This window comes from Amycolatopsis sp. lyj-23 (assembly GCF_046549135.1).
Taxonomy (GTDB): Bacteria; Actinomycetota; Actinomycetes; order Mycobacteriales; family Pseudonocardiaceae; genus Amycolatopsis.
The window spans coordinates 1-24,780 of record NZ_JAJPWN010000022.1 but is presented as its reverse complement, the minus strand read 5'-3'; the positions used below and the strand labels follow the sequence as shown (position 1 = coordinate 24,780).

The 24,780-nt window shown below is 71.9% G+C and carries 23 protein-coding genes; 11 read left to right on the top strand and 12 right to left on the bottom strand.

All coding sequences use genetic code 11. The features are described from left to right. Window positions 1–170 precede the first annotated feature (170 nt). Entirely contained in the window at window positions 171–893 is a 723-nt protein-coding gene (locus tag ACLJPY_RS42045; RefSeq protein WP_410596732.1) for a hypothetical protein, read from the top strand. 163 nt (window positions 894–1,056) lie between these two features. Continuing rightward, the gene (locus tag ACLJPY_RS42040) at window positions 1,057–2,325 is read left to right on the top strand and encodes a YeeE/YedE family protein (protein ID WP_410596567.1); all 1,269 of its coding nucleotides are present in this window, start codon (window positions 1,057–1,059) and stop codon (window positions 2,323–2,325) included. A gap of 51 nt (window positions 2,326–2,376) precedes the next feature. On the opposite strand, the gene ACLJPY_RS42035 is transcribed toward ACLJPY_RS42040, so the two are convergent. Beyond that, the gene (locus tag ACLJPY_RS42035; protein ID WP_410596566.1) at window positions 2,377–3,597 is read right to left on the bottom strand and encodes an acetyl-CoA C-acetyltransferase; all 1,221 of its coding nucleotides are present in this window, start codon (window positions 3,595–3,597) and stop codon (window positions 2,377–2,379) included. A gap of 155 nt (window positions 3,598–3,752) precedes the next feature. Between ACLJPY_RS42035 and ACLJPY_RS42030 the strand changes: the two genes are divergently transcribed. The 5 genes from ACLJPY_RS42030 to ACLJPY_RS42010 all read left to right on the top strand — a co-directional run bounded on the left by ACLJPY_RS42030 (window position 3,753) and on the right by ACLJPY_RS42010 (window position 9,244). Beyond that, the gene (locus ACLJPY_RS42030) at window positions 3,753–5,123 is read left to right on the top strand and encodes a cystathionine beta-synthase (RefSeq protein ID WP_410596565.1); all 1,371 of its coding nucleotides are present in this window, start codon (window positions 3,753–3,755) and stop codon (window positions 5,121–5,123) included. Window positions 5,124–5,249: 126 nt separating this feature from the next. Beyond that, complete coding sequence (locus ACLJPY_RS42025) at window positions 5,250–6,803, top strand: hypothetical protein (protein ID WP_410596564.1); 1,554 nt, start codon at window positions 5,250–5,252, stop codon at window positions 6,801–6,803. 384 nt (window positions 6,804–7,187) lie between these two features. Further along, window positions 7,188–7,604 (top strand): hypothetical protein, encoded by a 417-nt coding sequence (locus ACLJPY_RS42020; RefSeq protein ID WP_410596563.1) that lies wholly within the window; start codon window positions 7,188–7,190, stop codon window positions 7,602–7,604. Further along, window positions 7,605–8,036: a hypothetical protein gene (locus ACLJPY_RS42015; protein WP_410596562.1), complete on the top strand. Its 432-nt coding sequence runs from the start codon at window positions 7,605–7,607 to the stop codon at window positions 8,034–8,036. Window positions 8,037–8,086: 50 nt separating this feature from the next. After that, the gene (locus tag ACLJPY_RS42010) at window positions 8,087–9,244 is read left to right on the top strand and encodes a cystathionine gamma-synthase (RefSeq protein WP_410596561.1); all 1,158 of its coding nucleotides are present in this window, start codon (window positions 8,087–8,089) and stop codon (window positions 9,242–9,244) included. 3 nt (window positions 9,245–9,247) lie between these two features. Here the strand turns inward: ACLJPY_RS42010 and ACLJPY_RS42005 are convergent, their stop codons facing one another. Continuing rightward, the gene (locus ACLJPY_RS42005) at window positions 9,248–9,724 is read right to left on the bottom strand and encodes a pyridoxamine 5'-phosphate oxidase family protein (RefSeq protein ID WP_410596560.1); all 477 of its coding nucleotides are present in this window, start codon (window positions 9,722–9,724) and stop codon (window positions 9,248–9,250) included. An 81-nt stretch (window positions 9,725–9,805) separates the two neighbouring features. Continuing rightward, a complete protein-coding gene (locus ACLJPY_RS42000) occupies window positions 9,806–10,078 on the bottom strand; it encodes a hypothetical protein (RefSeq protein WP_410596559.1) in 273 nt (90 codons plus the stop codon). 95 nt (window positions 10,079–10,173) lie between these two features. Here ACLJPY_RS42000 and ilvA point away from each other — a divergent pair, with 95 nt between their 5' ends. Further along, complete coding sequence (gene ilvA, locus ACLJPY_RS41995) at window positions 10,174–11,376, top strand: threonine ammonia-lyase (RefSeq protein WP_410596558.1); 1,203 nt, start codon at window positions 10,174–10,176, stop codon at window positions 11,374–11,376. Here ilvA and ACLJPY_RS41990 read toward each other — a convergent pair. The 6 genes from ACLJPY_RS41990 to hppD all read right to left on the bottom strand — a co-directional run bounded on the left by ACLJPY_RS41990 (window position 11,373) and on the right by hppD (window position 20,673). Further along, entirely contained in the window at window positions 11,373–12,185 is an 813-nt protein-coding gene (locus ACLJPY_RS41990; RefSeq protein WP_410596557.1) for a ferredoxin, read from the bottom strand. The genes ilvA and ACLJPY_RS41990 overlap by 4 nt on opposite strands. 3 nt (window positions 12,186–12,188) lie before the next feature. Further along, window positions 12,189–13,748: a TNT domain-containing protein gene (locus ACLJPY_RS41985; RefSeq protein WP_410596556.1), complete on the bottom strand. Its 1,560-nt coding sequence runs from the start codon at window positions 13,746–13,748 to the stop codon at window positions 12,189–12,191. Window positions 13,749–13,784: 36 nt separating this feature from the next. Further along, on the bottom strand, window positions 13,785–18,434 hold the full coding sequence (locus ACLJPY_RS41980; protein ID WP_410596555.1) for a hypothetical protein: 4,650 nt from the start codon (window positions 18,432–18,434) through the stop codon (window positions 13,785–13,787). Beyond that, complete coding sequence (locus ACLJPY_RS41975; RefSeq protein ID WP_410596554.1) at window positions 18,434–18,742, bottom strand: type VII secretion target; 309 nt, start codon at window positions 18,740–18,742, stop codon at window positions 18,434–18,436. The genes ACLJPY_RS41980 and ACLJPY_RS41975 overlap by 1 nt, the downstream gene beginning before the upstream one ends. An 11-nt stretch (window positions 18,743–18,753) precedes the next feature. After that, window positions 18,754–19,314, bottom strand: a complete 561-nt coding sequence (locus ACLJPY_RS41970) for a YbaB/EbfC family nucleoid-associated protein (RefSeq protein WP_410596553.1) — start codon at window positions 19,312–19,314, stop codon at window positions 18,754–18,756. A gap of 159 nt (window positions 19,315–19,473) precedes the next feature. Then, window positions 19,474–20,673, bottom strand: a complete 1,200-nt coding sequence (hppD, locus tag ACLJPY_RS41965) for a 4-hydroxyphenylpyruvate dioxygenase (RefSeq protein WP_410596552.1) — start codon at window positions 20,671–20,673, stop codon at window positions 19,474–19,476. A gap of 109 nt (window positions 20,674–20,782) precedes the next feature. Here hppD and ACLJPY_RS41960 point away from each other — a divergent pair, with 109 nt between their 5' ends. Further along, window positions 20,783–21,256 (top strand): Lrp/AsnC family transcriptional regulator, encoded by a 474-nt coding sequence (locus ACLJPY_RS41960; protein WP_410596551.1) that lies wholly within the window; start codon window positions 20,783–20,785, stop codon window positions 21,254–21,256. A 30-nt stretch (window positions 21,257–21,286) separates the two neighbouring features. Here ACLJPY_RS41960 and ACLJPY_RS41955 read toward each other — a convergent pair whose 3' ends face one another. The 3 genes from ACLJPY_RS41955 to ACLJPY_RS41945 form a co-directional block, all read right to left on the bottom strand. Then, complete coding sequence (locus tag ACLJPY_RS41955) at window positions 21,287–22,090, bottom strand: MBL fold metallo-hydrolase (RefSeq protein WP_410596550.1); 804 nt, start codon at window positions 22,088–22,090, stop codon at window positions 21,287–21,289. Between the two features lie 52 nt (window positions 22,091–22,142). Beyond that, window positions 22,143–22,643, bottom strand: a complete 501-nt coding sequence (gene greA / locus ACLJPY_RS41950; protein WP_086845342.1) for a transcription elongation factor GreA — start codon at window positions 22,641–22,643, stop codon at window positions 22,143–22,145. Between the two features lie 195 nt (window positions 22,644–22,838). After that, window positions 22,839–23,285, bottom strand: coding sequence for a DUF4307 domain-containing protein (locus ACLJPY_RS41945; protein ID WP_410596549.1), 447 nt, complete (start codon window positions 23,283–23,285; stop codon window positions 22,839–22,841). A gap of 134 nt (window positions 23,286–23,419) precedes the next feature. On the opposite strand from ACLJPY_RS41945, the gene mca reads away from it, so the two are divergent. Together mca and ACLJPY_RS41935 are read left to right on the top strand one after the other, a co-directional pair. Then, window positions 23,420–24,331, top strand: coding sequence for a mycothiol conjugate amidase Mca (mca, locus tag ACLJPY_RS41940; RefSeq protein WP_410596548.1), 912 nt, complete (start codon window positions 23,420–23,422; stop codon window positions 24,329–24,331). Next, a complete protein-coding gene (locus ACLJPY_RS41935) occupies window positions 24,328–24,657 on the top strand; it encodes a hypothetical protein (protein ID WP_410596547.1) in 330 nt (109 codons plus the stop codon). Before mca ends, ACLJPY_RS41935 begins: the two co-directional genes overlap by 4 nt. Window positions 24,658–24,780 lie beyond the last annotated feature (123 nt).

Below are 24,780 nucleotides of genomic sequence, written 5' to 3'. Positions count from 1 at the left end.
AGGCGCTCCGTAACCAGCGGAGCGCCTTTTCTGTGGGTAATTCGTGCAAATGAGGACCCCGCTGCGGACGACGCTCACCCTGCGTGTTTGATGAGCCGGTCGGTTCTCATTTCACATGTGTGAGGTTCACAGTGAGCGTTCCCCCTCCGGCCCCCGGGGGCCAGCAGCCGGTGGGTCAGCCCGATCCCTACGGTCCGCCTCCGGGCGGCCAGCCGCAGCAGCCGCAGCAGCCGTACGGCCAGCCGGGGCAGTACGGCCAGCCGGGCCAGCCGGGTCCGTACGGCCCGCCGCCCGGGCAGTTCCCGCCCGGTCAGCAGGGGTTCGCGCCGGGCCAGCCCGGGTTCCCGCCCGCGCCGCCGGCCCCGCCGAAGCGCTCGAAGGCCCCCCGCCTGATCCTGGCCGGCATCGGGGCGATCGTCGTGGTCGCGATCATCGTCATCGGGATCGTCTCGTTCATGAAGTCGCCCGCGACCTCCCAGGCCGGCGACTGCCTCACGATCACCGAGTTCACCCAGGGCGGCGACGACCCGGCGAAGGCCGACTGCAACGACCCGAAGGCGAACGTCAAGATCGCCAAGAAGCTGGACAGCGCCTCGGACGACTGCCCCGGCGGCTCCTCCGGCGCCGGCTACGACACCTACTCGGTCAGCGGCCGCAGCTCGTACAAGCTGTGCCTGATGATCAACGCGAAGCAGGGCGACTGCCTGGCGAACTTCACGTCCCAGACGAAGGGCTACGTGAAGGTCCCGTGCACCGACCCGACCAAGGACGGCGAGCTGGTGAAGGTCGTCACGGGCCAGGCGGACAAGAGTGTCTGCGAAGGGACCGACGCAACGCGCGTGGCGGTGTACCCGGAACCGGCGACGACGATGTGCGTGAAGACGAACGAATAGCGGTGGCCTCACGAAGGCCCCCTCACCACGCGGCGAGGGGGCCTTCGCCGCATTCAGGCGTACCCGGATTGCTCCGTTCGTCCCACACTGTGCGACGGGCTGCGACGGAGCCGTCACCCGATCTAGCTTTTGGTCGTCCTGCCCGCCCGAGCCTGGAGTACCGGTGGCGACAACCGAATCCCCGATCGGTGACAAGAAGTTCCTCGACTTCCCCACGTCCTGCGCCGCGCCCGTGCCGCGGCCGGAAGACCCCGTCAAGACCGTCCCGCTGGCCGTCGCCGGTGTGCTCGCCGCCGGCCTGACCTGGTACGTGTGGGCGAGCCAAGGCGCCAAGTTCGGCGTCCTGCTGCTGCTCGGGCTCGGCCTCGGGCTCGCGCTGTTCCACTCCCGGTTCGGCTTCACCTCGGCGTGGCGGCAGCTGATCGCCGTCGGCAACGGGCAGGGGCTGCGGGCCCACACCGTCCTGCTCGGCACCGCCGCGACGCTCATCGCGTTGATCGCGGGCACCGGCAGCGGCCTCTTCGGCAGCAAACCGGCGCCGACGGCGGGCGCGCTCGGCCTCGCCCTCTTCGTCGGCGCGACGCTCTTCGCGATCGGCATGCAGCTCGGCGGCGCGTGCGCGTCCGGGACGCTGTTCGCCGTCGGGTCCGGGCAGTCCACCATCGTGCTGACCCTCGGCGGGTTCGTCCTCGGCTCGGTGCTCTACACCTGGGCCTACCCGGTGCTGTCGGGCTGGCCGGAGCTGAAGGGCGTGCTGCTCGCCGACCACGTCGGCTGGTTCGGCTCGTGGGCGATCACCATCGCCGTCCTGGCCGGGATCGTCCTGGTCACCCGCGCGGTGCAGCGCCGCCGGACGCCGCCGCCGGTGGACGTCGTGCCGACCGCGCACGGCTTCGCCCGGGTCTTCCGCGGGTCCTGGCCGATGCTCGTCGGCGCGGTGGTGCTGGGCGTGCTGGCCGCCGCGGTGTTCCTGGTCTCCGGCGGGATCTGGGGCATCACCAGCGCGTTCGCGCTGTGGGGAGCCAAGGTCCTGCAGGTGTTCGGGCTGCACCCGGAGACGTGGGAGTTCTGGCAGCTGAAGGCGAACGCGGCGTCGCTGGCCGGCCCGATCTGGCGGGACAAGACCAGCCTCACCGACATCGGCATCATGATCGGCGCGGCGGTCGCCGCCGCGGCCGCGGGCGCGTGGAAGATCCACAGCTCGATCCCGTGGCGCACGGCGGTCGCGGCCCTCCTGGGCGGCGTCCTGATGGGTGTCGGCGCGCGCATGGCGGGCGGCTGCAACATCGGCGCGTACCTCGGCGGCATCTCCACCGGCAGCCTGCACGGCTGGCTGTGGGGCGTGTTCGCCCTCGGCGGCACGTGGATCGGCCTCAAGCTGCGGCCGCTGTTCGGGCTGGCGAACCCCGAGCCGTCCGACAGCGTCTCCTGATTTCCGTGACGGAGGCCCCCACCCGCCGGGTGGGGGCCTCCGTCACGGAAATCAGGAAAGGCGCTCGATGATCAGCGCCATGCCCTGGCCGCCGCCGACGCACATCGTCTCGAGGCCGAACTGCTTGTCGTGGTGCTGCAGGGAGTTGATCAGCGTCGAGGTGATCCGGGCGCCGGTCATGCCGAACGGGTGGCCGACCGCGATCGCGCCGCCGTTGACGTTCAGCCGGTCCAGGTCGATGCCCAGGTCCTGGTACGACGGGATGACCTGCGCCGCGAACGCCTCGTTGATCTCGACCAGGTCGATGTCGCCGATCGAGAGCCCCGCGCGCGAAAGCGCCTGCTTGGACGCCTCGACCGGGCCGTAGCCCATGATCTCCGGCGAAAGCCCGGTGACGCCGGTGGACACGATCCGCGCCAGCGGCGTCAGGCCCAGCTCACGCGCCTTGACGTCGGACATGACGACCAGCGCCGCCGCGCCGTCGTTGAGCGCGCAGCAGTTGCCCGCCGTGACCCGGCCGTCGGGGCGGAAGACCGGCTTGAGGCCGGCGACGCCCTCGATCGTCACGCCGGCGCGCGGGCCGTCGTCCTTCGAGACGACCGTGCCGTCCGGCAGCGTCACCGGGGTGATGTCTTTCGCCCAGAAGCCGTCCGCGATGGCCTTCTCGGCCAGGTTCTGCGAGCGGACGCCGAACTCGTCCATCTCCTCGCGCGTGACGCCCTTCAGCCGCGCCAGGTTCTCGGCGGTCTGGCCCATCGCGATGTAGACGTCCGGCACGTCACCGGAAGTGCGCGGGTCCGTCCACGTGTCGGTGCCGGACTCGGCGGTCGCCTTGGTGCGCGCCTCGGCGTCGGCGAACAGCGGGTTGTGCGTGTCGGGCCAGGAGTCCGAGCTGCCCTTCGAGAAGCGCGAGACGGTCTCGACGCCGGCCGAGATGAAGACGTCGCCCTCGCCGGCCTTGATCGCGTGGAACGCCATCCGGGTGGTCTGCAGGCTGGAGGAGCAGTACCGGGTGATCGTGCAGCCGGGCAGGTGGTCGTAGCCCAGCTCGACGGCGACCGCGCGGCCCATGTTGAAGCCCGACTCGCCGCCCGGCAGGCCGCAGCCCAGCATCAGGTCGTCGATGTCGGCCGGGTCCAGCTGCGGCACCTTGGCCAGCGCCGCCGCGACCATCTGCGCGGTCAGGTCGTCGGGCCGGATGCCGACCAGCGAGCCCTTGTTGGCCCGTCCGATGGGCGAGCGTGCGGTGGAGACGATGACGGCTTCAGGCATGACGTGACACATCCTCGTATCGCGAGCTAAGCAGTTGCTCACCATACTGCCGGGTACGGCCCCGGCGGCAAAGCCGAACGCGACCTGCGCCACTACCGGGCGCCGAACCCGCACGAGTGGACAACCCCGCCGGTGCGGCGTTTAGGCTGGCGGTCGTGGAGTACGCAGAGCACATCGCAGACCTCGTGGGCAACACCCCGCTGGTCAAGCTGAACTCGTTGACCAAGGGGCTCAAGCCGCTCGTGCTGGCCAAGGTCGAGTACCTGAACCCGGGTGGCTCGGTCAAGGACCGCATCGCGCTGCGCATGGTCGAAGCCGCCGAGGCCTCCGGCGAGCTGCGCCCGGGCGGCACGATCGTGGAGCCGACGTCCGGCAACACCGGCGTCGGGCTGGCCATGGTCGCCCAGCGCAAGGGCTACCAGTGCGTGTTCGTCTGCCCGGACAAGGTCAGCGAGGACAAGCGCAACGTGCTCAAGGCCTACGGCGCCCGCGTCGTGGTGTGCCCGACGGCGGTCGCGCCCGAGCACCCGGACTCCTACTACAACGTCTCCGACCGGCTGGTCCGCGAGATCGACGGCGCCTGGAAGCCCAACCAGTACGCCAACCCGCAGAACCCCGAGAGCCACTACCTCTCCACCGGCCCGGAGCTGTGGACGCAGACCGAAGGCCGGATCACGCACTTCGTCGCGGGTGTCGGCACCGGCGGCACGATCTCCGGCACCGGCCGCTACCTCAAGGAGGTCAGCGAAGGCCGCGTGCAGGTGGTCGGCGCCGACCCGGAGGGCTCCGTCTACTCCGGCGGCAGCGGGCGCCCGTACCTGGTCGAAGGCGTCGGCGAGGACTTCTGGCCGGACACCTACGACCGGACGATCGCCGACGAGATCATCCCGATCTCCGACGCCGACTCGTTCCAGATCACCCGGCGGCTCGCGCTCGAGGAGGGCCTGCTGGTCGGCGGCTCCTGCGGGATGGCCGTCGCCGCGGCGCTGAAGCTGGCCGAACGGCTCACCGAGGACGACGTCGTGGTCGTGCTGCTGCCCGACGGCGGCCGCGGCTACATGACGAAGGTGTTCAACGACACCTGGATGTCCTCCTACGGCTTCCTGCCGCCCGACTCCTCCGGCGCGACGGTCGCCGACGTGCTCACCAGGAAGAGCGGCCACCTGCCGGCGTTGGTGCACTCGCACCCGAACGAGACGGTCGCCGAAGCCATCGGGATCCTCTCCGAATTCGGCGTGAGCCAGATGCCCGTGGTCAGCGCGGAGCCGCCGGTGATGGCCGCCGAGGTCGTCGGCGCGGTCAACGAGCGCGACCTGCTGGACGCGCTGTTCACCGGCAAGGCGCAGCTGGCCGACCGGCTCGAGCAGCACATGTCCCCGCCGCTGCCGACGATCGGCGGCGGCGAGCAGGTCGGGGCGGCGATGACCGCGCTCGAAGGGGCCGACGGCGCCCTCGTGCTGGTCGACGGCAAGCCGGCCGGGGTCCTCACCCGGCACGACCTCCTGGGCTTCCTGGCCGGTCGCTGACCGGATCCGGGACGGGTCTTCATCGGTGGACCCGGCCGGGCGTTGCGAGCGCCCGGCCGGGTGATCCGATAGCGTGGGCGCCAGTAGAACACTTTCGCGTCCTCGTCAAGGGGGTTCAAGACCCACATGAGTGCACCGCAGCCACCGAACCAGCCGTGGGGCGGCGGCCAGCCGCCTCAGGGCCCGCCGAGTGGCCCCCAGCCGCAGCAGGACGACCCGTTCGGCAGCCCGGAGCCCACCCAGGTGGTGCAGCCCGCGCAGCCCCACGGCGGTTCCCCGTTCGGGGAGACGCCGGAGCCCACCCAGGTCGTCCAGCCGGGTGACGGCGGGGGCGGCGCGACGCAGGCGATGCCGCCGGTGGACGCGAACGCGACCCAGGCGGTGAACCCGGCCGGCGGCGGCCCGGTCGCGGACTCGACGCAGTTCGTGCCGCCGGGCTCCCAGCCGCCGGCGATCCCGTACACCCCGCCGCCGAGCGCGGCCGACAACCCGGCCGCGGCCTTCGGCCAGCAGCACGGCGGTTATGGTCAGCAGCCGGGCGGGTTCGGGCAGCCGGGCCAGCCGGGCGGCTTCGGTCAGCAGCCGGGCGGGTTCGGCCAGCCGGGTCAGCCGGGGCAGCCGCCGCAGGGCTTCGGTGCCCCCGGTTTCGGTGCTCCCCAGCAGCAGGGCTTCGGCGGGCAGCCGCCGCAGCTCGGCGCGGCCCCGGCGGGCGGCAACGGCCTGTTCGGCTACATCGCCGGCGGCCTCGCGACGCTCTTCGCTCTCGTCGCGCTGATTTACACCTTCGTCTACATCGGTGACGTCAGCGACTACTCGACGGCGCTCGGCGAGGCTCCCAGCGACGCCGTGCTCAACCGCTTCCTCGACGAGGCGGGCACCGCGCGGCCGGGCACGCTGTGGTTCTACGTCATCGGGCTGCTGGTCGGCAGCCTGATCGCGCTGGCGGGCGGCATCGGTCTTGCGCTCGCCGGCAAGCTGCCCGCGAAGCTGCGCAGGATCGTGCCGATCGCCCTCGCCGTCGGCGGCGCGCTGACCGTGCTGTTCTCGGTCCTGCTGCTGATCGGCACGACGCCGAACCCCGCGTTCGTGGAGCGGCTGAAGAGCCTCGGCAGCAACCTCGACAGCGCCACCGGCATCGGCATCCCGCCGCTGGTCTTCGGCATCCTGCTGCTCGTCGTCGGCGTGCTGGGGCTCATCCCGGCCACCGCCCAGCTGATCGGCCTCGGCGGCGGCGGTGCCGCGCCGGCCGGGCCGCAGGGCTTCGGCGGACCGCCCTCGGGCTTCGGTGGACCGCAGCAGCCGTTCGGTCAGCCGGGCCAGCCCGGTCAGCCGGGTGGCTTCGGCCAGCAGCCGGGCGGGTACGGCCAGCCGGGTCAGCCGCCGCAGGGCTACGGGCCGCCCCCGGGCCACGGCCAGCCGGGCGGTCCCAACCCGGCCAGCGGCGGGTTCCCGCAGCCGCCGAGCGGCGGGTTCCCGCAGCCGGGCCAGCCGCCGCAGCAGCCGGGCGGGTACGGCCAGCCGGGGCAGCAGCCCGGTGGGTACGGCCAGCCGGGCCAGCAGCCCGGTGGGTACGGCCAGCCGGGCCAGCCCCCGCAGGGCTGGGGGCCGCCGCCGGGCCAGCAGGGCCCGCCGAGCGGCGGGTTCGGCCAGCCGGGTCAGCCGCCGCACCAGCAGTGGTGACCACCAGTTCCCCCTCGTGCCCCGGAGCCGTTTCGGCTCCGGGGCACGCTGCATCAAGGGCCGGTCACACAATTGTCCGAAAAGGACAAGAACCGCCGTGCCACAGCTCCGCGTAATCGTGTGACAGCATTTCTGCCACTACCGCACACAAATGATCTTGGGTTCCGCCGTCCGGCCGAATTCCGTTCTGTTTAAGGACTGGTTCTCCGATTCCGACTAGGGTGAACGCCGTGGTCCCTGTGTTCGGCTGATGGGGGAGATGTGACCGGTCCGCACCGATACCCGGTGTCGCATTCGCATTCGCATTCATCGACTCGGCCATCCGGCGTAACGGCGGTGCTCGCCGGTGTGCTCGGTTTTCCGGCCGCGATCGCCGCGGGATACGTGCCGGTCAAGATTTTCCTCGACATGCCGGCCGAGTTCAGCCTCGGTGCGCTGCCGTCCTGGGTTTTGGTGGACCTCGCCGGGTACGTGGTCGCGGGGCTCGTGCTGCTCATCGGTTCGCTCGCGACGCTCTTCCGCGCGACGGCGGGCGCGGTCCTGCTCGGCCTCGGCGCGCTGCTGGCCATCGGCGCGCTGCTCACCGAGCCGATGTCGGTGGGCGTGCCGCCGGCCCGGTTCGCCGACGCGATGTTCACGCACGGCGGGTTGGCGATGGCCGACCGCGTCGGCCTCGCCGCGCTGGCGGTGCTCGTGCTGGTGCTGGCGTTCCTGCCGCCGACGTTCCGCTACCTGCGCTACCGCACGTCGATGACGCCGGTCCTGTCCGGCCAGGGCGCCTACTCGTCGCGGAGCTGGTGAGTGGCGGTCACCGCCCCGCCGAAGCGGGGTACCGGACCGGCGGTGGCCGCGGGGGTGCTGGCCGTGCTCGGCGGGATGTGGTTCCTGGCGGGCACCTTCTGGTGGACCCTCGTCCTGGGGTACGACCAGCTGGACATCATGGTTCCCGGCCAGATCGCGGACGCCGTCGTCGGCCTGCTGCTCCTGCTCGGCGGCGTCTCGTTGCTCGGCGGCGTGGCGGCGGGCCGGGTGCTGTGCGTGGCCGCCGCCGTCCTCGCGCTGGTCGCGCTGGTCGTCGCCTTGGTGCTGCGCTACCAGCGCGTCCTCTTCCTCGTGGGTGGCCCGACCGGGCTCGACTCCGACGTGCTGCGCGGGATCGTCGTCGTGGTGCCGTTCACGGCGTTGCTCGTGCTCGCGGCCCTGCCGGCCACCAGCCGGTGGACGCGCCGCTGAGATCCGTCCCACCTGACGGGAATGCCAGGGGTGGCCCGTACGCTGAACCGATGGTGGACGACTACTCCGAACTGGGTTTCGAGACGCGCGCGATTCACGCCGGTCAGAAGCCCGACCCCCGCACCGGCGCGGTGATCGTGCCGATCTACCAGACCTCCACCTACGCGCAGGACGGCGTGGGCGGAACCCGCGAGGGCGACTACGAGTACTCGCGCACCGCGAACCCGACCCGCTCGGCGCTGGAGGAGGCGCTGGCGTCGCTGGAAGGCGGCCGGCACGCGCTGGCCTTCGCGTCCGGCATGGCCGCGTCCGACGTGGTGCTGCGCAGTACCCTCCGCCCCGGCGACCACCTCGTGCTCGGCAACGACGCGTACGGCGGCACGTTCCGCCTGATCGACAAGGTGCTCAGCCTCTGGGGCGTCGAGCACACCGTCGCGAACCTCGCCGACCTCGACGACGTGCGGGCCGCCATCCGCCCCGAGACGAAGCTGATCTGGTGCGAGACGCCGACCAACCCGCTGCTCGGCATCGCCGACATCGCAGCGCTGGCCGGGGCGGCGCACGACGCCGGCGCCCGCCTGGTGGTCGACAACACCTTCGCGACGCCGTACCTGCAGAACCCGCTGGCGCTCGGCGCCGACATCGTCCTGCACTCGACGACCAAGTACCTCGGCGGCCACTCCGACGTCGTCGGCGGCGCGATCGTCACGAACGAGGACGAGCTGCGCGAGCAGTTCTTCTACCTGCGCAACGCCGCGGGCGCGGTGCCGGGCCCGTTCGACGCGTGGCTGACTCTGCGCGGCATCAAGACCCTCGCCCTGCGCATGGAGCGGCACAGCGACAACGCCGAGAAGGTCGTCCAGGCGCTGGTGAAGCACCCGAAGGTCGCGAAGGTCTACTACCCGGGCCTGCCGGAGCACCCGGGCCACGAGACGGCGGCGAAGCAGATGCGCCGCTTCGGCGGCATGGTGTCGTTCAGCCACGTGGACGGCGAGCAGGCGGCGCTGGAGGTGGCTTCGCGCACGAAGCTGTTCATCCTCGCCGAGTCCCTCGGCGGCATCGAGTCGCTGATCGAGCACCCGGGCAAGATGACCCACGCCAGCACGGCGGGCTCGACCCTGCAGGTCCCGGCCGACCTCCTCCGCCTCTCCGTCGGCATCGAAGACGGCCGCGACCTGGTCGCGGACCTGCTGGCCGCGCTGGGCTGAGCTTCAGGCACCCACGTCGAGGCCGCCGCCGTAGAGGCGCTCCACCCGGAGCGTGATCACCACGCGGCGGTCTTCGACCATGCTCCGCAGGAAAGCGGCCTCGTCCTCGGGGTCGCGCAGCGGCGCCTGCATGGCGAGCAGGGCGAGGCCGGTTTCGTCGCCGGGAACCAGGCTGACCGGCGAAACCTCGGCCAGTCCTTCGGCGACCGCGAACGCCAGGTGGTCGTCGCTGCCGACATAGAGCGACGCACGCGGGTTGTTCGCGAGCTGGCGGACCTTCGCGCGGCCCGCAGCGGACCCGATCCGCACGACGCGCTCGGCCGGGTCCCAGCTGTACGCGACGGTCGACAGGTGCGGGTGGCCCGCGCGGTTGACGGTCGCCAGCGCGCCCAGTGAGTGCTCGCTCAGCAGCCTGCTGACTGCGTCCGGCGTGGGTTTGGCGGGGCCGGGGCCGCGGCCCGGCTCGTAGACGGTGGTCACCCGATGATCATCGAAGACGCGCCGCGACCGCGGAAGAAGGCACTTTCGTGTTCCCCGGGCACACCGGGGTAACCCGCCAGGTCAGGGGCTGTAGTTGCCGTGCACGACGCCGCCGGTCGACGGCGTGCCGGTGGCGGGCAGGTTCGCGCCGTCGACGCAGCCACCGACCAGCTCGACGTGGCTGTCGTGGCGGATGTACTGGGCCGGGGACCCGCACGAGGCGCTGTCCACCGTGAAGTACGCGGCGCCGGTGAGCGCGGCGGCCGAAGCCAGGCCGACGACGAGCGGGAGCAGACCGGCGGAGCGCGTCGCGCGGGCCCGTCGGGCCGTGTCCGCGTCGTTCCCCGGTGCCATGGTTGCTCCTTGTTTACCGCGTGTTGACGCGACCCAGAGTACCCGGATCACGGTGCCGGCAACCTGTGGAGTTCCTGAGTGGCATAGTCCGGCCCATGGAACTCGTCACCCTCGAGCGGATCCAGGCCGCCCGGGAACTCCTCACCGGAGTGACCCGGGTGACGCCGATGGAGCACGCGCGCGACCTGCGCCGGCTCCACGGCGGTCCCGTGCACCTCAAGTGCGAAAACCTGCAGCGGACGGGGTCGTTCAAGATCCGCGGCGCCTACACCCGCATCCACGGCCTCACCGAGGCCGAACGCGAGCGGGGCGTCGTCGCGGCCAGCGCCGGCAACCACGCGCAGGGCGTCGCGCTGGCGTCGTCGCTGCTCGGCGCCAAGTCGACCGTCTTCATGCCGCTGCGGGCCCCGCTGCCGAAGCTCGCCGCCACCCGCGGCTACGGCGCCGACGTCCACCTCCACGGCGCCCTCCTCGAGGAGACGCTGAAAGCCGCCGTCGAGTTCGGCGAGCGGACCGGCGCGGTGTTCATCCACCCCTTCGATCACCCGGACGTCATCGCCGGCCAGGGCACGGTCGGGCTGGAGATCCTGGAGCAGGTGCCGGGCGTGAAGACCATCCTGGTCGCCACCGGCGGCGGCGGGCTGGTCGGCGGGGTCGCCTCGGCGGTGAAGGCGCTGCGGCCGGACGTCCGCGTCGTCGGCGTCCAGGCCGAGGAGGCCGCCGCGTACCCGCCGTCGCTGGCCGCGGGCGCGCCCGTGCGGCTGAGCCAGACCTCGACCATGGCCGACGGGATCGCGGTCGGCGAGCCCGGCAAGGTCAGTTTCGCCCACGTCGAGTCGCTGGTCGACGACGTCGTGACGGTGTCGGAGCAGTTCCTCTCCCGCGCCGTCCTGCTGTGCCTGGAGCGGCGGAAGCTGGTCGTCGAGCCGGCCGGCGCGGCGACGGTCGCCGCACTGCTGCAGCACCCCGGCGTGTTCGAGCCCCCGGTCGTGGCCATCCTGTCCGGCGGCAACGTCGACCCGGTGCTGCTGCTGCAGATCATCCAGCACGGCATGACCGCGGGCGGCCGCTACCTGCACCTGCGGCTGCGGGTCCCGGACCGCCCCGGCTCCCTGGTCGGCGTGCTGGCGTGCGTCAGCCAACTGGGCGCGAACGTGCTGGACGTCGAGCATTCGCGCATCTCCGGCAGCCTCGACCTCGGCGAGGCCGACGTCGTGCTCGCGCTGGAAACCCGCGGCCCCGAGCACTGCAAGGAAGTCGAGTTCGCGCTGACCAACGCCGGTTACACCGTCGTCTAGCCGCCGGTGATGGCGGCCAGGGCGAGGTCCGTGGCCGCTTCGGGGACTTCGGCCGGTGCGGCGAAGCGCCGGGCCCGGATGTGGGCGACCAGGTCCGGGTCCGGCGGCACGCCGTGCTCGCGCAGGTAGTACGCGACCGCGCCGGGCCACGCCCAGGCGCCGTCGGTGCGGAAGTTCAGCGGCACGGCGTCCGTGCGTTCGGGGTCGAACGCGTCCGGCCCGTTGCTGCGTGACGCCAGGATCACCGGGGCCGCGTCCAGGTACGCCAGGACCGGCTCGACCTCGGACGGCGGCAGCGGCGGCCGCCGGACGATCGGGCGCCCGGCCGCGTCGACGCCGTCGTGGATGCGCGGTGTCCGGATGCCGTCGAACGGCGTGGCGCGCCGGCGCAGCCAGTCCGGGATCTGCTGGTCCGCGCGCGGGAACGCCCGCAGCTCGTCCTGGAAGCCGATCGGCGGGGGCGTGCGCCGCCACGGCGGTTCCCGGTCGAACGCGAAGTCCGCGCCGACCCCCTGGCCGGCGTCCACGGTCAGCACCGCGCCCAGCCAGGTGCCCGCGCCCGGCCGGTACATGCCCGCGCGCAGCGTGCCGAAGAGCCGGAGCAGTTCCGGGGGCGGCTGGACCGCGCGGGGCACGCCGTCCTGGCCCGTGACGACGACGTCGGCTTCGATGTGCCGTCCGGCCGCCCGGTACTCGGCCCGGACCGACCGCCAGGTACCGGGCGGGGCCATCGACGCCAGCCCGTGCCCGATCCGGTCGACGAGCTGCTGCTGCTGTTCCGGGCTCAGCGGCACCGGCGGTGTGCTCACCGGTCAGCCCCGCTCGGGTGGCCGCGTGGTCGCCTGCGGGATCTCCTCGACGGCGTCGTCGGCCAGGAGGTCGGCGACCGGCCGCTCCAGTACGTAGGCGGTGCCGCCGCCGGGCTGGTCGTACCAGCTGACGGCCGTGCCGGTGAGGGCCCGCACGGGCCGGCGCAGGCGGTAGACGTGGTAGGGCCAGCCCTGGACTTCGGCCGGCTCCGAGCGGTGCGGCCACTCGGTCCGGGCCGCGTAGAGCGTGTTGCCCGACGGCTCGCCGTAGCGGTCCACTTCGGTGCCCGGCGGCAGGGTGACCAGGCGTTTCCCGCTGTACATCGACAGCGGGGCGTCCCCGCCGACGGGCTGGATCGGCCACTGGTCGGTCTGGCGCTTGGCGTCGGGCGGCAGCTCGCCGCGCAGGGCGACGCGGTCGAGGTAGAGGTGCCCGGTGAAGTAGCGGACGGCCGCCACCGCCGTCGGGAACGTCGCCGCCTCCAGCCGTTCGCCGCCCCGGGCGTCGAACACCGCCCAGCCGTCGTCCTCGCGCACCAGGCACCAGGCGCCGTCGGCGACCTCGCCGATGCGGTAGCGGGCGGCGGGGATCTCCAGCTCGGCCGCGGCGTCTTCGGCCGCGCGCAGGGCTTCCTTCTCCGCGGCTTCGGGGTCCGCCGGACCCGTCGTCGCGGCGCCACCGGCCGCCTCGGCCAGCCAGCCGGGCAGGGCCGCACCGGTGCGCGGGAACTGCGCGAGCTCACGGGCGAACTCGGCGACCGGCCGCGGCCCGTCCCACGCCGGCTCGTCGTCCCACGTGTACGTGTACTCGATGCTCGAGTTGAGCGCGACGTGCGCGACCGCCTGGAACCACGTGCCCCGGCCCGGCACGTACATGGCGGCCCGCAGTTCGGCCAGCAGCTCGGCGACTTCCCGCGGCGGCTCCCACGGGTACAGGCCGCCGTCGGTGGCCCGGCGGACGAACACCGGCCGTTCGGTGTACCCGCCGATCGCCCGCCAGGTCAGCATCACCTGCGTCCAGTCCGGCGGCACGGACAGCGCGACGACGTTCGCGATCTGGTCCCAGTACCAGTTCTGCTCCGGGGGAGCCAGCGGCGGCCGCGGCCGCGCGGGCGGGACGTCGCCGGGCACCGGGCGACCGGCTTCGGCCAGCCGCGCGCGCAGCCACGGCTGGATGTTCGCCGGATCGCGGGGGTAGGCCTCGAGGTCGCGCACCCAGCCCGCGTTGTCGATCGACGGCGCCCAGTGCGGGTCCCAGTCCAGGTTGAACAGCGTCTGGATGCGCCCGGGCGGGTCGATCATGTACCGCATCGAGAACCAGGTGCCCTCGCCCGGCACGTAGTAGGCGTCGCGGATGCGGCGCACGGCGGGCGCCACCCGGTCCGGCACCGCGACCGGGACCTGGCTCCCGTCGGCCATCAGCACGGTGAGCACGAAGTCCTGGACGTCGACGTTGACCCGGCTCACCAGGTCGATCCGCCGCCACCCCGGGGGTGCGGCGTCGACGAGGGCGTTGCCCACTTCGTGCGACTGTTCCCGCCACTGCGAGACGTCACGAGGCATGCGTGCCGGTCCTTTCTGGTGCGGCGGCCGGTCCCATCAGGACACTCGCGCGGGCGTGTTGGTGAAGCTGCGCAGGTGGACGCTGCGGTTGCCGGCGGTGTCCACCTCGACCCACCGTACTTGGATGGTGTGCGGCACCAGATCGCCGTCGTGCCGCATCGGGAACACGTCGATCCCGTCGATCTTGCCGCCCTTCTTCAGGTGCTCGGCGAGGTCGGACTCGAACGCGTACCAGTGGTCGGGCCCGGCCTGGTTCGGCCAGCCCTGGTTCTGCGGCCGCCACTGGGACATCATGTTGACCAGCTCGCCGGGGCCGCGGAACTGGTTGCCCGCGATGTGCCCGCCGTCGTAGAGCCCCATGCCCGCGCCCAGTCGGCCGGAATCGCCCTGCGCCGAGCCGTCCCGGCGCAGCAGCTCGCCCTCGGGAGCGAGCTCCGGCTGGTGGGAGCGGCCGTGCACGGTCTGCGCCGGGCCGCCGTCGACCTCGGGACCGGTCTGGTAGGTGAACCGGCCGTCGTCGACGTGGTAGACCATGTTCGGCGCCGGGTTGTTGAGGTCCGGGTGGTGCGGCCGGAAGGTCTCGACCACCGCGACGTTCCCGTGCTCGTCGGTCCAGTAGACCGAGCGGACCTGGTCGATCTTGTTCTTGCCCTCCCGGTGGTCGCTGTGCACGACGTACTTGGAGTTCGGCTCCAGGTCCGGGTGGGTGTCCAAAAAGGACTTCCCGCTGGCGAGCTTGACGTCGTGCTGCTGCGCGCCGCGGAACCGCTCCGGGTCCCGGACGCCGTGCGGGACCTCGGCGTCGGCGTCGATCCGCTGCCGCAGGTGGACCTCCGGGTTCCCCGGCAGGGAGCTGATGGCGTTCCAGTCCGGGTTCGTCCGCGCGATCCGGCCGGAGTCGACCTCCGCCCAGCGGACGTGCCCGTTCGCGTCGGTGTGGAACGTGCCGCGGTGGACACCGCTGGAGTCGGTGACGCCGTACCGCCGGTGCGGCTCGTAGGGGCCGCCTTCGGCGAAGGACTGCTTCGGTCCCGGTGCGTTCGGGTGGTGGCGGTCGATCTCGACGGCGGGGGCGTCGAAGTCCGGCCGGTGGTACTGCACCGAGGGGTGCGGCACGCCGTCCGCGTCGGTGTGGAAGGTCTGGTGGTGCCCGTCGACCTCGACCCGGTAGGTGGTGTTCGGGTGCGGGTGGGTGACGTCCGGGTTCGGGTGGTAGGCCGGGTTCGGCTTGAACGCGGGATCGGCCTGCCCGGTGGGGATCCGCGGCGGCACGTTCGGGTGCGAGGTGTCGATGTGCGTGACCCGGCCGGAGCTGTCGGTGTGGTAGGTGCCGCGCGGGTGCCCGTCGGCGTCGACCACCTGGTAGGACCGGTTCGCCTGCAGCGGCTGGTCCCCCGGGAAGCGCTCCCCGGCGTGCGGCGGCCGCGGCGCGTCGGGGTGCGCGCTGCCCGGCCCGACGGGCACGGGCTCCCCACCGGTCGGCGTGAAGTCGGTGCTGTGCTGCGGGTTCCGCCGGACCTCGGCCTGGTGCTGCGGATCGGTGAGTTCGCGTTCCTGTTGCCGCGAAAGGGGATTCCGATCCTCCGGAACGGACGGCGGCGCATCCGGGTCGGCGCCGGGAGCGTGGCGCTGCCGGGTGTCGTCACCACCGCGGTGCCGCGAGCTGCCGGCATCGACGTCGTGCGGATCGTGGTGCCGGGTATCGGGAGCGAACCCGGTTTCCCCGGCGGCGTGCGTCGAGCCGTCGGGGTGGTGCACGCTCCATTCGCCGTCCGGCGGAATCCGCGGCCGCATCTTCCCGTCCGGCCCGATCTCGTAGTCGGAGGAGAAGACCCGCCCGTGCGAGTCGGTCCAGGCGGGCTTGCTGGGCGCGAGCACCTCGGTGTCGAGCTCCCGCGAAAGCCGGTGCGCGAAGTCGTTGGAGCCGGCATCGCACCCGATCAGCCGGACGGGCCGCCCGTCGTAGTCCCCGTTGCGCCGCAGGATGTCGGCGAATTCCTCGGGGGTGTAGAGCCGATCCCCGATCCGGGCGTGCCCATCGGGGGTGACGTGCACGTCGACGGTGTAGCGCCCGGCGGGATCGGGCTGCACCCGGTGGGGGAGGTCGCCCATGGCGGGGTCGCCGGCGTGGTAGGAGGTGCCGGAGGGGGTGCTTTCGGCGTGGTGGGCGTTGACTTCGTCCGGGGTGAGGGGGTGTGGGTCGTGCGGGCCCGGGAGGTCGGGGTCGGGCGGGAGGTCTTGGTTGCGGGGGTCGGGGCTGGGCGGGCTGTCGGAGCCGTGCGGGTGGGTTTCGGGGGTGCTGTGCTCGGGATTGCCCGGGTGGGTTTCGGGGGTGTGGTTGGGGTTGGCGGGGCTTTGCCCGGAGTTGCTGGGCCGGGTTTCGGGGGTGTGGTTGGGGTCGGCGGGGCCTTGCCCGGAGTTGCTCGGCCGTGGGTCGGGGGTGCCGTCGGATCGGTTGGTGCGGGCGGGGCCACGGCCATTCGGCGGGGTGTCGGCGCCGGGGCGGCCTGAGCTGCCGCCGGGCCCGGGGCCGGTCGGCCGGGTGTCGGGACCGTGACCAGGGGCGGCGGGCCTGTTCGGGTCGCCGGGACCGCGGCCCGAGCCGTCCGGACGGGTGTCCGGGCCGGGGCGCGTGGGGGCCGGAGCTGCTCCGCGGGCCGCGGGTGCCGGGGTGTCGGGTGTCCGGGGGCGTCCTTCGGGCAGGTCGCTGCCCGGGCGGGGGCGTCCGGGCGTGTCGATGCGGGCGCCGGGGGTGCCCGGTGTGCCCGTCCAACCGGCGCCGCCACCCGTGCGGGGGGATCCGCCGGCGGCGGGACCGCTGCCGGGCGGAGGTGCCGCGCCGCCGGGTGGCAAGCCGCCGGGCACGGGCTGGCCGCCCTGCGGTGGAATCCCGTCGCCGCGAGGTGACGGCACGGCCGGGCCGGGCTCACCCGTCCGTGGGGCGGTGGGAGCGGTTCCACTGGCCGAGGTGGTCCCGTCGACCCGCGGTGGCGCGGCGCTGCTCGGAGCCTCGGTGCCGGCGTGCGAGTCCGGCCCACCGGCCCGCCCACCCGGCGACGAGCCGGAATGCGCGGGAGCAGGGCTGGTGTCGCCACCGTGCGACGGCCCACTGTCGCCGACCCGGCTGGGCGCGGATCCGCTGTCGCCGAGGTGCGACGGTCCGCTGTCGCCGACCCGGCTGGGCGCGGGTCCGCTGTCGCCGAGGTGCGAGGGCCCACTGTCACCGACCCTGGTGGGCGACGGTCCACTGTCGCCTATCCGCGACGGTCCTGCCTCCGCGGGAGCACCGGTTCGGGTCGGCGTGGGCCCACTGTCGCCGATGTGCGACGGTCCACTGTCGCCGATTCGCGATGAACCGGGGTCGCCCGTGTGCGACGGCCCGCTGTCCCCACCGCGAGCAGGCGCAGGCCCGCCGTCGCCAACTCGCGACGATCCCGGGTCCGCAAAACCGTTCTCCCCGCCGCGAGCGGACGAGCCACCGCGCACCGGCGCGTTGTCACCCACGTGAGCAGGCGAGGAGCTTGTGTCGCCGGAGTGCGACAGCGTGCCGTCCCCATCCCCGGTCGCCGCGGACCCACTTTCGCCCGCACGCGACGACGTGTTCGGCCCACCCTCGCTCGAGCGCCCCGCCGACGGGCTGCCGTCAGGCGCCCCGGCCGGACCGTCGGGAGCGCCCTCCTCGCCGCCCGCGCGCGACGACGATCCTCCGCGCGAGCCGTTCGAAGAATCCGTGTGCATCGGGTCCGAACCCGGCGAATCCCCGTCGGCGTGGCCGGAACCCTGGGAAGACTCGCCGTGGGCCCGGGCGTGGACCCCGCCGCCCTCCTTCGGCATCTTGTGGACGAAGCCGACCTTCTCCACCTTCAGCCCGTCGAGGCCGCTGACCTTCCCCAGCACCTTCCCGAAGACCTTGGCGATCTTCTCGAACAGGTCCACCAGCTTCGACAGCAGCGGCGACACTTTCCGGATCGTGTCCGTCAGCTTCTTGAGCAGCTCGCCGATCTTCTTGCCCCACTTGGCGATCGCCGCCGTCGCCTGGGCCACCACCACCGGGGTGCCGAAGCCGAGGGAAAACACCTCCTCCATCACCCACGCGATGAGCTTGCCGACCAGGTCCGCGATCAGCTGCCGCACCGTCTCGCGGACGAACGACACCACCTGGCCCATGATCATCGTGACCGTGCTGATCGCGCCCGCCACCGTCGCCGCGCCCGACAGCGCGTCCGAATGCTCGGCCGCGAACTTCCGGTACGCGTCCGCGCCCGCGCCCGTCCAGCCCGTCGTGCCGTTCTTCACCGCGTTGTCGAAGTCCGTCTTGCGCTCGCCCAGCGCCTTCGAGACGTTGCCCCAGGTGTCCGCATAGGACTGGATCACCGGCGGGTTGCCCGCCACCGAATCCAGCATGTCCTTCAGCGGCTGGACGTGCTCCATCAGGAACGACGCCACCGACGACATCAGGTACCCGAACGGGTCGATCGCCGCCCCGGCGACCTCGCCGGCCAGCGACAGCACGCCGAGGCCGCCGGAAACCCAGTCGCCGTCCTTGATGCCGTTGAACGCGTCCATCGAGGACTCGGCGATGCCGATGCCGCCGGCCCAGCCGTAGTCGCCGTTGCCCGCCGTGAACCCGCCCGGCCCGTCCGGATCCTTCTTGGCCTCCGCGACGAGCGGGTTGCCCTCCGACATCAGGCACCGTCCACGGACTTGTTCAGGTCGTCGGCGACACCGCTTTCGTACGAGCGGTAGGCGAGCGCGGCCTCGCGCACCTTGCCGGACACGGCCGTCATCGCCTGCACGGCGTCCTTGAGCGCCTCGATCCCGTACTGCTCAACCGGGTCGAGCAGCATCCGGAACGGCTGGCAGAGGATGCCGTACGCGTCGGTCGGCATGCTCACCTGGTTCGCCGCGTCGACGGCCTGCTGCAGCCCGTCGCCGATGGCGTCGAGCTGCTTCGCGTGCGCCGTCAGGTCGGTGCTGAGTTCCACGTCCGTCATCGGTTTCCCCCTCAGGAAAGGATCGGCCCGCCGAAGTCGTCGTCATCGTCGTCGACCGGACGACGGCGCCGCGGCGGCTGCGGCGGGGCAGGCGGCGCGGGCGGCGCGGGCGGGGCGGGCGGTGTGCGCGGCGGCTCCTCGACGTCCTCCGGCAGGAACCGGCGGACGCGGTCGGGCTCCGGGAACGCCGGTTCGCCCTCGGGCGGCGGCGCCGGGAACGTGCTCTGCGCCTCGCGGACGATCTCGGCCGCGGCCTGGTCGCCGGTGCCGGTGGTCTCGGTCATGGCCTGCTGCAGCAGCTCCGGGATCCGCGCCTGTGCCCGCTGCACCAGCTGCATGACCTGCGCCGACACCTCGGCCATCCGCTTCCCGGCCGCCGTCTCGGCGATGACGAGGTTCTTCAGCAACCCACGCGAGTCGACGGTCACCTGGACCATCCCGTCCTTCGACCGCTCGGTGACCGTCTGGCCCTGCACGCGATCGGCCAGCGCCTGGTACCGCGCGGCGTTCTCTTCGAGCCGCTTGGTCCAGTTGTCGATCAGCGCATCGCTGGCGTCGATGCTCTCCGGCATCACGGCCCCCTTCCCTCCACCCACACAGACGGACCCGGGCCGCCGTCGGTTCCCGGTTCACGACAAAGGCCACGATAGGGGACCCGGAGATCACCTATCGTGGCCTTTCGCCAAGATGTGTCAGAGGTTGCCGCGACAGCGTCTGATGGCGCCTCGGCGTTAAAGATTGCCTCGGCGCTCCTGCTCGCGCTCGATCGCCTCGAACAGAGCCTTGAAGTTCCCCTTGCCGAAGCCGAGCGAGCCGTGCCGCTCGATCAGCTCGTAGAACACCGTCGGGCGGTCGCCGATCGGCTTCGTGAAGATCTGCAGCAGGTAGCCGTCCTCGTCGCGGTCGACCAGGATGCTGTGCTCCTTGAGCGTCTCGATCGGCACGCGGACGTTGCCGATCCGGGCGCGCAGCTCCGGGTCGTCGTAGTAGGAGTCCGGCGTGTCGAGGAACTCGACGCCGGCGGCGCGCATCGCCGTCACCGTGGCGATGATGTCGTTGGTGGCCAGCGCGATGTGCTGGCAGCCCGCGCCGTCGTAGAACTCGAGGTACTCGTCGATCTGCGACTTCTTCTTCGCCACGGCCGGCTCGTTCAGCGGGAACTTGACCCGGTGGTTGCCGTTCGAGACGACCTTGCTCATCAGCGCCGAGTACTCGGTGGCGATGTCGTCGCCGACGAACTCCGCCATGTTCACGAAGCCCATGACGCGGTGGTACCAGTCGACCCAGTAGTCCATCTTGCCGAGCTCGACGTTGCCGACGCAGTGGTCGACGGCCTGGAACAGCCGCTTCGGCGCGCCCTCGGGCCGCCTGACCGTGCTCTCGCGCGGCTCGTAGCCGGGCAGGTAGACGCCGTTGTAGCGCGACCGGTCGACCAGCGAGTGGCGGGTTTCGCCGTAGGTCGCGATCGCGGCGACGCGGACCGTGCCGTGCTCGTCGGAGACGTCGTGCGGCTCCTCGAGGACGGTCGCGCCCTGCGCGCGGGCGTGCTCGATGCACTTGTCGACGTCGGTGGTCTCCAGCGCCAGGTCGATGACGCCGTCGCCGTGCTTGCGGTGGTGGTCGAGCAGCGGCGAGTCCGGCTTCACGCCGCCGGTGATGACGAACCGGGCCGAGCCGGACTTGAGCACGTAGGACTTGCGGTCGTAGACGCCGGTCTCGGGACCGGAGTACGCGACGAGCTGCATCCCGAACGCGATCTGGTAGTACCAGGCGGTCTGGGTGGCGTTGCCGGCGATGAACACCACCGCGTCCATGGCCTTGACCGGGAACGGGTCGGTCGAGGCGTCGTGGTCGACGAGCCCGACCAGCTGACGCAGCTGGTCGTAGCTGACGTCGTCGAGGGCACCCTGGGGTTCGGCAGTCTGGGTCATACCTCGAAGGATCATCCTTGCGAGGCAAGATGCGCAATGGTCTCTGATTTTGCTGGACAAGTTGACCGGTGTCTGGCCGGTAGCGGCAGTCATCGTGGACAATCTGTGCATGTCCGAGAACCTCGATGCGCTGGATGCGCGACTGCTGTTGCTGCTCACGGACTCCCCGCGCCTGGGGGTCCTGGAGTGCGCGCGCCGGCTGGGTGTCGCCCGCGGCACGGTCCAAGCGCGCTTGGACCGCCTCACCGAGCGCGGCATCCTCGGCGGCTTCCCGCCGGAACTCGACCTGGCAGCGATGGGCTACGGCCTGACGGCGTTCGCGGTGCTCGAAATAGCGCAGGGCCGCCGCGCCGAGGTGGCGGAAGCCTTGGCGGCGATCGACGAGGTCTGCGAAGTCCACGCGACGACCGGCCAGGGCGACCTGTTCGTCCGCATGGTGGCGCGGGGCAACGACGACCTGCAGCGGGTCATCGACAAGGTGGTCGGCGTCCCGGACGTGCTGCGGACGTCGACGTCGATCGCCCTGTCGACGCCGGTGCCGCCGCGGGTCCGCCCCCTGCTGGAGCGGACCGCGCGGGGCTGAGACCGGACACTTTCACGTGGAAGTGCCCGGTCAGACGACCTGCGCCAGGTACCGCTTGGCCGAGCGCTGGACGACTTCGAAGCCGTCGGTCCGCACGATCGCGTCCCACCAGGCGCCGTAGATCGTCTCGAAGCGGTAACCTGCGAGGAGCTCCGCCGCGCGACGGACCACTTCCGGGCGCTCCGGGATCAGGTTCGGGTAGCTGTACATGAAGCCCACGTGCGTCCGGTCCGGGATGACCTGGACGATGTCGCCGGTCAGCAGGGCGCCCTGGCCGTTTTCGCCGTCCGGCCAGTGCAGCACCGTGCCGCCGGCGAAGTGCACGCCCAGGTTGACCAGCCGCAGGTCGTCGGCGACGTCGAGGGTCGAGCCGGACCACAGCTTCACCGCCGGGTCGGGGCGCCCGATCCACTGCTGGTCGTTCTCGTGCAGGTACACCGGCACGTCGAACGCCCGGGCCCACTCGACCATCGTCGTGTAGTAGTGCGGGTGGCTGATCGCGATGCCGGTGATCCCGCCCAGCTCGCGGACCTGCGCCACCAGCGCGTCGTCGAGGTACGCGGCGCAGTCCCAGAGGAAGTTCCCCGAACGGGCCCGCACCAGCAGCGCGCGCTGGCCGATCGCGAACCCCGGGTTCGAGCCGACGCCGGTGATGCCGGGGCCCTGCTCCTCGATGCGCGGGGTGTACGTGCCGCTTTCGCGGAGAGCGGAAAGGCTCGTCCACTGCTGCCCGGACTGCGGGACGTACTGGCGTTCGTCCTCGCAGATCGGGCAGTCGTCGCGGGCCACGGCGTACTGCATGCCGCAGGCCTGGCACATCGGAAGCGTGCTCACAGCTGTGTCCTCCCAGAATGTGGATCCTGGGAGGACACGCTAGCCGTGGACGTCAGGCGTCGGTGTAGGGAACCGCCTTGACGAGCGTCACCTTCTGGACCTTGCCGTTGGGCAGCTCGTACTCGCGGGACTCGCCCTCCTTGGCGCCGAGCAGGGCCTTGCCCAGCGGCGACTCCGGGGAATACACGTCGAGCTCGCCCTCGGCGCCCTCTTCGCGGGTGGCCAGCAGGAACTTCTCGTCTTCGTCGTCGCCTTCGTAGCGGACGGTGAGCACCTTGCCGGGGCCGGCGGTGCCGTCGTTCGCGGGCGCTTCGCCGACCTTGGCCGAGCGCAGCAGCTCCTGCAGGTGCCGGATGCGCGCTTCGGCCTGGCCCTGCTCCTCGCGAGCCGCGTGGTAGCCCCCGTTTTCCTTGAGGTCACCCTCTTCGCGGCTGTCGTTGATGCGCGCGGCGATGACCGGCCGATTCTCGATCATTTCGTCGAGCTCGTGCTTGAGCCGGTCGTAGGCATCCTGGGTGAGCCAGGTCACCTTGGTGTCGCTCACGGTCACCATCTCCTCGTCGGGCCTGCCAGGCTTGCGTGTTCAAGCCGGCCCACGCGGGCGTAGGTGCCCGCGTGGCTGAGATAAAGGAAAAACACGGCCCGTCGTGGGCCGTGCTGATGGGTCAGACTATCACGGCGCGAGAGGTCGACGCCCGTTATTTCCGCGCGCCCTGGGCGTTGAGCGCGCGGTTCACCCCGTTGGCCGCTATGGGGTTGACAGATAGCGTGGTATGTCGTACGAGCAGCCGAATACGTCTGCCGTAACCGGTTCCCCGATGCTCTTGATCGTCGTGCTCATCCTGCTGTACTTCGCGCCGGCCGGGATCAGGAGCTCTTTGCGGCCGCTCTCGGCGCCGGTCCGGTCGCGGACCCGGACGACGCACACGCCCGGCCTGCTGTCGTCGTCACGGGTGACGTTGATGGTGATTTCCATCGCGTTGCCCGGTTTCGCGCTGAAGGCGATGCGCTCGGCGTCGATCGGCGCCGAGCCGAGGTTGACGTACGCGACCCAGGCGATCAGGCCGCTGACCAGCAGGGCGATGGCCAGGAAGAGCCAGCGCCGCCAGCGCCGGGACGTCTTCGCCCGCGCGGTGCCGTACCGGCCTGCGGGCAGCGCGGGCGCGCTGGCCGTTTCCGCCGGTCCGCCTGCCAACCCGGGCCTCCTGCTCGTTCTTGTCGTACCCGCCTGGACAATGGGGACGCGGGTACGTCCCGAGTATCCGCCCGCCGGGTGGGCGGCCCGCAGGTGGGTCGCGGAATAAGGGCAGAAGGGGAGTCGTTCGGAGCATGGTGGAAGCCGACGAGCTGAGGAAGACCGCCAACCCGCGCCTGCGCATGATGGCCGTGCACGCGCACCCGGACGACGAGTCGAGCAAGGGTGCGGCCACGATGGCGCGCTACGCCGCCGAGGGTCACGAGGTGCTGGTCGTCACGTGCACCGGGGGCGAGGCCGGCAGCATCCTGAACCCGGCCATGGACCGGCCCGAGGTGCTGGCGAACATGACCGAGATCCGCCGTGAGGAGATGGCCCGCGCGGCCAAGATCCTCGGCGTGAACCAGCGCTGGCTGGGCTTCGTCGACTCCGGCCTGCCGGAGGGCGACCCGCTGCCGCCGGTGCCCGAGGGCTCGTTCTCCGTCGTGCCGCTCGAGGAGTCGGCCGAGGCGCTGGTGCGCGTGATCCGCGAGTTCCGCCCGCACGTCATCACGACCTACGACGAGAACGGCGGCTACCCGCACCCCGACCACATCCGCACCCATGAGGTGTCGATGGCGGCGTGGGACGCGGCGCCGGACCCCGAGCGCTTCCCGGACGCCGGCGAGCCGTGGCAGCCGCTGAAGCTGTACTACATGCACGGCTTCTCGAAGGCCCGGATGGTGGCCTTCGACGCCGCGCTGAAGGAGGCCGGGCTCGAGTCGCCGTACACCGAGTGGCTGGCCAAGTGGGACCCCGAGCGGGCCGATGTGATGGAGCGGGTGACGACCCGCGTCGAGTGCGGTGAATACTTCGAGGTGCGGGACGAGGCGCTCAAGGCGCACGCCACCCAGATCGACCCGAACAGCCGCTGGTTCTTCGTCCCGCTGGAGATCCAGCGCAGGATTTGGCCGACCGAGGAGTACGAGCTGGTCAAGTCGCTGGTCGACAGCACGTTGCCGGAGGACGACCTGTTCGCCGGCATCAAGGAGAAGGTGAACACATGAGCTTGACGCTGCCGGCCGGCGTGGCGCTTCCGGTGACCGCGTCGGCCCTGGTCCTGACGCAGCAGCCGGGCAACGGCGACAACGGCGGGCAGGGGGAGGACTTCGGCAAGTCTTCCCCGGTCGGCTTCCTGGTGCTGATCCTGTTCCTCGTCGCGGTGGCCTTCCTGGTCCGTTCGATGACGAAGCACCTGAAGCGCGTTCCGGCCAGCTTCGACGAGCCGGCCGCCGAGGCCGCGCCGGAGCAGCCGGAGGCCACCGGGAAGGCCGAGCCGGAAGCGGCCGAGAAGCCCGTGAAGGACTCCTCGACCACCTCGAAAGCCGACTAGAGCCTGTTTCAATGGCGTAGCCACTCGTTGATCGCTGCGATGTGCACGGTGGCCTCGTAGCGGACCGCGAGTTTGTCGAACCGTGTGGCGACGGCGCGGTTGCGTTTGAGCCTGTTGATGCCG